Origin of the sequence: Microbacterium sp. MYb66, from assembly GCF_002979435.1 — a bacterium.
GTDB lineage: Bacteria > Actinomycetota > Actinomycetes > Actinomycetales > Microbacteriaceae > Microbacterium.
Window position 1 is genome coordinate 788617 of record NZ_PCOV01000001.1, and the last position, 6805, is coordinate 795421.

At 61.2% G+C, this 6805-nt stretch carries 9 protein-coding genes and 1 tRNA gene; all 10 read left to right on the forward strand.

Annotated features, from left to right (window positions below; translation table 11 throughout):
- Positions 1-258: 258 nt before the first annotated feature.
- The 10 genes from CQ045_RS03780 to CQ045_RS03815 all read left to right on the forward strand — a co-directional run bounded on the left by CQ045_RS03780 (position 259) and on the right by CQ045_RS03815 (position 6763).
- Positions 259-1407 (forward strand): tyrosine-type recombinase/integrase, encoded by a 1149-nt coding sequence (locus tag CQ045_RS03780; protein ID WP_105721309.1) that lies wholly within the window; start codon positions 259-261, stop codon positions 1405-1407.
- Positions 1408-1495: 88 nt separating this feature from the next.
- A complete protein-coding gene (locus CQ045_RS03785; protein WP_105721310.1) occupies positions 1496-1942 on the forward strand; it encodes a hypothetical protein in 447 nt (148 codons plus the stop codon).
- Positions 1939-2268 carry a DUF3039 domain-containing protein gene (locus CQ045_RS03790; RefSeq protein ID WP_146115176.1) on the forward strand — a complete coding sequence of 110 codons (330 nt, stop codon included), beginning with the start codon at positions 1939-1941 and terminating at the stop codon, positions 2266-2268. Before CQ045_RS03785 ends, CQ045_RS03790 begins: the two co-directional genes overlap by 4 nt.
- A gap of 36 nt (positions 2269-2304) precedes the next feature.
- Positions 2305-2377 (forward strand) — tRNA-Arg (locus CQ045_RS03795).
- A 23-nt stretch (positions 2378-2400) separates the two neighbouring features.
- Positions 2401-2829, forward strand: a complete 429-nt coding sequence (locus CQ045_RS18600; protein ID WP_146115177.1) for a hypothetical protein — start codon at positions 2401-2403, stop codon at positions 2827-2829.
- Positions 2830-2952: 123 nt separating this feature from the next.
- Positions 2953-3144 carry an excisionase family DNA-binding protein gene (locus CQ045_RS03800; RefSeq protein ID WP_105721312.1) on the forward strand — a complete coding sequence of 64 codons (192 nt, stop codon included), beginning with the start codon at positions 2953-2955 and terminating at the stop codon, positions 3142-3144.
- A 334-nt stretch (positions 3145-3478) separates the two neighbouring features.
- On the forward strand, positions 3479-4684 hold the full coding sequence (locus CQ045_RS03805; protein ID WP_105721313.1) for an AAA family ATPase: 1206 nt from the start codon (positions 3479-3481) through the stop codon (positions 4682-4684).
- A gap of 268 nt (positions 4685-4952) precedes the next feature.
- Positions 4953-5339 carry a helix-turn-helix domain-containing protein gene (locus CQ045_RS18605; protein WP_146115178.1) on the forward strand — a complete coding sequence of 129 codons (387 nt, stop codon included), beginning with the start codon at positions 4953-4955 and terminating at the stop codon, positions 5337-5339.
- Between the two features lie 188 nt (positions 5340-5527).
- Positions 5528-6154: a hypothetical protein gene (locus tag CQ045_RS03810; protein ID WP_105721314.1), complete on the forward strand. Its 627-nt coding sequence runs from the start codon at positions 5528-5530 to the stop codon at positions 6152-6154.
- Between the two features lie 21 nt (positions 6155-6175).
- Positions 6176-6763 (forward strand): hypothetical protein, encoded by a 588-nt coding sequence (locus CQ045_RS03815; protein ID WP_105721315.1) that lies wholly within the window; start codon positions 6176-6178, stop codon positions 6761-6763.
- Positions 6764-6805 lie beyond the last annotated feature (42 nt).

Consider the following 6805-nt stretch of genomic DNA (forward strand, 5'->3'; position numbering starts at 1 on the left):
CGCTTCGGCTGAGCGCGCAGCGCGCATGCACTGATCGGCGGTCCAGGACACGAAAAAACCCCCGGAGATCCGGGGGTTTGTCTGTGCGCGATACTGGGATCGAAACTGTATCCACGCTACTGGGAAGTTTGGCTTCACCACTGGAGATACCCGCATTCTGGTGCGGATTAGGACGAACCGTGTTAAGGTCACTGGAACACGCAAGCGGACACGATTAGACACGAGATATTGCCCGTTGTTGCCCAGAAAGGCTGGAAGATGGTCCCCAAGAAGCGCAAACGGCGCGAGTCGTTCGGCGCCATCCGTCAGCGTTCTTCGGGCCGATACCAGGCGTCCTATGTTGGTCCGGATGGAGAACGACATAACGCTCCTCAGACATTCGATGGCATCACTGATGCTCGAGGATGGCTCGCAGTCCAGCAGGCACGCATCCTCGACGGGACGTGGTCCGAGTTCGACACCTCGCGGGCCGAGCAGGCAGGCAAAGGTCGTGCGCTCATCTTCGCCGACTACGCAGAAGAGTGGATCAGCACCCGCACCAACCGACACGGTGACCACCTGCGGCCGCGCACCGCAGCGGAGTACAGGAGGCTCATCACAGGCGCCCTCAATCCGTTCGCGCAATCCCGCCTGTCCGCGATCACCCCGGAACAGGTGCGCTCCTGGTACTCCACGCTGATCGCAGCGGGCACGAAGACACAGGCAGCCCGCGCCTACGAACTACTGAAGGCGATCATGTCGACCGCGGTCGCTGATGGCCGACTGAAGGTCAATCCATGCCAGATCCGTGGAGCAGCATCTGCTTCGACAGGGAAGAAGACCGAGCCCCCGACGCCGAGTGAACTGCAAGCGATCGTCGACTCGATCACGCCTCGATTCAAGGCAGCAGTGATCCTCGCCGCGTGGGCGGGTGTTCGCTACGGAGAACTCACCGAGCTTCGACGTCGAGACATCGAGGCGGCGGGCGATGCGCTTGTGGTCAGCGTCGCACGCGCGGTCACCCACGTCACGGGGCAGGGGTTCATCGTCGGAACCACGAAGTCCGAAGCCGGCGTCAGGTCCATCGTGCTTCCTCCCCACGTAAACGAGGTCGTAATCACTCACCTACGAGATTTCGTCGGCCGCTCCGCAGACGCACTCCTGTTCCCCTCAGCCGACGGCACCGGGCACCTGGCGCAATCAGCCTTCTACAAGCACTGGAACCCCGCACGAATCGCCGCGGGACGCCAGGACATGCCCTGGCACGCGCTCCGCCACTACGGCGCCACTCGAGCAGCCCTCGCAGGGGCAACTCTGAAAGAACTGCAGTCACGGCTCGGGCATTCGACGGTCGCCGCAGCGATGCGCTACCAGCACACTGCTGGGCGCGACGAAGAACTCGCGAGACGTATGAGCGAACTCGCGTAGAGAGATGCGGCACCCGCCGTATCCATAGAAGAGCCCCCACCGAGCGGCAACTCGACGGGGGCAAGAACATCAACACCTAGGAGATGAAATGTCCAACCTCGAGGTTACCCCGACGCCATATGATTCCACGGCGCCAACCGATCCGACCGTGAAGGAACTCGTACTTGCGGCTGGTCGCCAGGGCGTCTCGGTGAGCACCGTGTCACCCCCTCCCTGGACGACGAAGACTGAGATCGATGACGACCCGTACAGCCTCAGCGTGAGACACATGCACGAGTTCAAGTCGGGCAAGTTCGGCGTCGGCATTGAAAAGTTCATCGCCACGGTTGACCTCGGCACCACCGCCTCACTCTGGTGGGACTCTTTCGACCCGACCGGGGCAGGGGGAGTCGTCACGTTCACCGTCAACATGACTGACATCCCTGAGCTCATCGTGGCACTGCAGGAGGCGCACGACGCCGTGAACGGAGTGCACGATCGAGTACTGCGCCGGGCGGCCAACGTCGACGCCGAGCTTCAAAGGCTGGACGCGTGATGGTCACCGTCAACCACATGGTCAAAGCGGGTTTCGATCTCAACCTTGCGATGATCGAGGGCACGCCGATCGAGGCCTGGTGCGGAGAGCGCTTCACCCCGTCTGTCACTGTCGGTACGAGTGGCCGCGCTGACGTCCCCGGAGCACCTCACTGTGACCGATGCCAAGAGGTCGTCGACAACTGGCGAAAGTTCATCCGTCTGAAGGACGAGAAGAACCGACTCATCCGCGAGATGCGTGCCGTCGAGAAGTTGCAAGGCACTCTACAAAAGCAGTGGCGCAAGGAACGCGAGCGGTCAGGCAACCTGGCGCCGCAACTTGCTTGAAACGAGAGGGCGCCGGTCGATTCGGTGCCCTCTCCCCCTGTTGTAGCTCAGAGGACAGAGCAGCGAGCCTCTAACTCGACTGTCGCTGGTTCGAATCCAGCCAGCAGGACGCACAATGGAAACGGATACCTCATGACCAACCAAGACGCAGGCGACGACTTCTCCGCACGCATGACGGCCTTCAGCGATCGGATCAGTGTGCGAGTCATGTGCATGCACGCCGGTAAGGGGTTCGACGGCGGCCCCGTTGTCATCGTGGCCTATCTCAAAGACGGCAGTGGCATCCCGGACTACCGCTACTGGCGAGAAGCAATATCAGAAGTTGGCGGACGTGTCGCAGTAGTCGCTCAAGCTCGCGGAAGCAAGCCGAAGGAAGACCGCCCGGGCGAGCCTCGGCTACGCCAGATCATGGAATGTCCATGCGGCACAGGATTCCCATTCGCAAGCGAGGACGTGAACTCTCTCGTGCGCGATGCCGCCGCAGCAGGCCAAACCATTCTCGAATTGTCGGCGATGCCCACGCTAATCGGCAAAATGCATAAGCTTCGCGACACGCCTTGACCATGCGAGGCCGATTGTGTCCCCATGCAGTGCTAACCTGATAGGGCTCCCTTCGGCGGAGCCACAGATTGTCCGGACGCCTTCCGGGACCATGCGAAAGCATGCAGTCCGGAAGGTTTTTTCATGCTCAACGAACAGTGGGGCACTATTGCGGCAGCAGCCGCGATCCTAGACGTTTCGACCAAAACGATCCGACGGCGCATCTCGGACGGGTCCATCGAGGCCCGCCGCTTCGGGCCGCGCCTGGTGCGAGTCAACCTCGCCGCGCTCGCGGATTCCGGCCGACCCATGCAGTACCTGCGTGGTGACGCTTGAATGCCGAAAGCCGCCCTAAGGCGGCTCCCGAGACTCCTGCTGTGGCGGCTGGATTCATCTCGAAGTCTACGATCACGGCACTTTGCCGTGGGGCTATCTCCAACATGGTTCCGGTCGACCGACTGCCATCCCCCCTCGCCGACCTCTGGCGAGACGGGTTCGTAGAGGGCGCGACTCAAGTACGTACGCAAATGCGACGTGAAATCGAACGCCTCGAACACGCTGTCAACCATTGGTACGTCTCCGCCAACTACTCCCCCGCTGAGATCGCAGAAATGCGGCATAAGGCATCCTTCACGCAGTCCAAAATCGACTGGGCGACGGGGGTAGTCGCATGAGCCGGGAACTTCTCCGAACTTCACTCGCCTCAGTCGAGATCGAGCGTCAAGGGTGGTGTGTCCAAGATCAGATCCCGCTCGATGTCATCACAATCCTCGCAGGCATGGCAGGCATCGCGAAGTCGACCATCCTGGCCTGGTACGTGGCAGGGCTCACGCGTGGCACCCTCCCCGGCGACTTCCACGGAACACCCGTACCCGTCGCGATCATCGCGGGCGAAGACGATATTTCCCGGATGCTGGTACCTCGCCTCAAGGTCGCGGGCGCCGACCTCAACCTGGTCACAGCGCTAAGTGGCGTCCACGTCGTGGAGGAGGATGGCGACTGGATCACGTCACCCAACCTCAGCGACGACCTCGCATCCATTCGGAACGCGCTGATCGATACCGGCGCACGACTGCTCATCATCGACCCGATCATCAGCCTCATGCGCGGCGACTCCCACCGCCTCGAGGACGTGCGCCGAAACCTAGATCCCCTAGCCTCGATGGCCGCGGAACTCGACATCGCGATCGTCTGCGTGGCGCACTTCAACAAAGGCGGAGGACAGGCCAGTGACAAAGTTTCGGGCTCCCACGCGTTCCGGGACATCGCTCGCTCCATGATGCTCCTCGCGGTTGACGACGAAACGGACAACCGCATCCTCACGGTCGAGAAGTCCAACTACTCCCCCGTGAAACCGTCGCTCGCCTTCCGCGTCGACTCGGTGGACGTACCCACCCGTTCGGGCGAACTAACAACAGTGGGACGCGCAGTCATGCTCGGCGACTCATCACTCACCGTCCAGGACATCCTCAACAGGGACGTCTCAGTCCTCGGAGAACGGTCATCCGACCTGATCGACTACGTAAATCGCCAGCCAGAGGGCACCCGCGCAGAGGAAGTCGCTGCGGCACTGGATATTCCAGTCAACCAGGCGCGTACCTACCTCAGCCGGGCGGCGTCCTCCGGACGAATCAACCGAGCCGAGCGCGGCGTGTACACCGCCCTTCGCAACACCAACGCAACACCGCCAGACCTCGTTGGGAGTGTTGCAAGTGTTGCAAACTCCGTCTTCTCTCCCCCAAATGCAACAGACGCAACAGACGCAACAGGGCATGGCGGTGTTGCGAACACTGTTGCAAGTCAACTTGTGGACTACTGCTTACACGGCGTAACCACCGGATCCAGGTGCTCAAAATGCGGCGGAGTCGCAGCATGAGCCGCCCAGACAAGGGTGCAGCCGAGTACAGCGCTCTAAGCGACTCACTCCGGAGAGTCGCCTCGCCCTGCATCAACGACGAACGGTTCGTCCAGGAGCGTGAGCAGCTCGACGAAGTCGACATCAAGGACATGCGTCGAATGTGCAGCCAGTGCCCCGCTTCCTTGGCGTGCGGGGCGTATGCCAACGTCGCGCGACCCTCTGCGGGCATGTGGGCTGGGCGCTTCTGGGGCCGTCGAGAACGGTCGACTCCGGAAAGGGGGGAATCGTGACCAGAAGAGTCGAGAACGCGATCATTCTCACTGGCGCGGACGCAGCCCTCCTCTACCAAGCAGCGAACCTCAGATCCCTCCGCGTTGCGTCACGCGGCAAGTCCGACAAGCTCTACGCGCTCCTCACCGACATCACTCACGCGGCGTTCACGTACGCCAATTCCGTCGACGGAAGATCCGGCGGAAAACGAGCGGAACTCGACGAATCTGGAAGTACAGAGATCGTCACCGTAGAGCAAATCGCTCGACGGGCAGGCATAACCCCGAGAGCAATCCGAAATCACATTGGACTCGGGCTTCTCAAAGCAACAAAGGCAAGCCGCACCTGGGTGATTACACCCGAAGCGGCAGAGCAGTACATAGCCGGACGAAGCACCGCCTGAGTCCACAGAGCAGAGCGAAAGGTCTACCAGATGAACGATCCCTCCCCTCAAGAGAAGCGTCCTGGAATCTACGAGACCAACGACCTCGAAAGGGCAGAACCTGGGCTCTACGACGTCGGGGACCTCGCACGAGTCGAACCAGGACTGTACGAGATCAACGGCCTCGAAACTGACTGAAGGAGAACCAAATGGCACTCACAACGCTTGAGAACAACATTGACGCCATCCGCGCGCGAGTAAAGCCCATCAAGGACAGCCTCAACACCGCACTCGACAAAGTGCGCAACGACGGACGCCTCACACCCCAAGCCAAGCGACAGGAAATCGCACGGCACTACCTCGACGCCAAACAGCAGCTCAACGGTCTACTCGGCGAGGAACGGGCCATCACCGCGAAGAAACGCAACGATGTCGAACGCGACATCTTCGGACAGCGCGACCCCGGAGCATCAGGCATCATCGCCTTCCGTGACGCGCAGGATCGTGCACTTCGTCTCGGACCCGACGACGAAGACCACGCCCTCGCCCTACTCATCAGCGCGCGACACAGCACCGACGACACACTCGCTACCGCCATCCTCTCCCGAGCACTGCAACTCAAATGGGGAGACGTGGTCACCGCTTACACCGACAGCTACCCCGACCAGGCAGCACGCCTCGAAGACCTCACCAACATCGACAACTGGGTCGAACAGCAGAAGGCCGGCGGGTTCAACGGGTACGACGCCATCTACTCGGCCACCCCTCCGCGTGAAATCGGCGGCAGCCTCAACGACGCCGGTATCCGGAAGATCGCAAACGGCGAACTCGCCTAATCAGACGAAAGAGATCACAACATGACCGAGATGAACTTCCGAGACGGAACCAACGTCAACATCCGATCCACCGACAGCGAGAACCTCGTTGAAGTGGCCAGGAAGATCAAGGCGGCACGCGAGAGTGCCCGCGCCTCAAGCAACTCGCACGCAAACGCAATCGAGGCGATCAACCGCGACCCCAACCTCAGCGACCAGGGCAAGAAGGAACAGATCGCAGCACTCGAGAACGACCGTGCCGCCGAGCGCAAGACCGGCATCGCAAGTGAGAAGGAGATCATCAGGAACAAGATCAGCGAACTCGAACGCCGGCTCGACGGGTTTGTGGGGTACTCGAGCGACAACATCATGAAGTTCCGCGACGCTCAGGACCGGGCCGAAGACATCACCGATCCCGACAAGGCAGCAAAGGTCATGGCCCGAGCCATTCGTACCAACGACACAACGCTCGCGCACGCACTCTTCCGACGAGCACTCGAAGAGCGATGGGACGACGCACGACACCTGTTCGCCGCAGACAGCCCCGCAATCGCACAGATCGCACACGACATCCAGAAGCTCCACGAACTCCACGACGCCAGCTTCAACCGTGCCGTCGCATACATGTAAGACCCGAAGCAGAGGGAGTGGGGGTCGCTCTGATCAGACCCA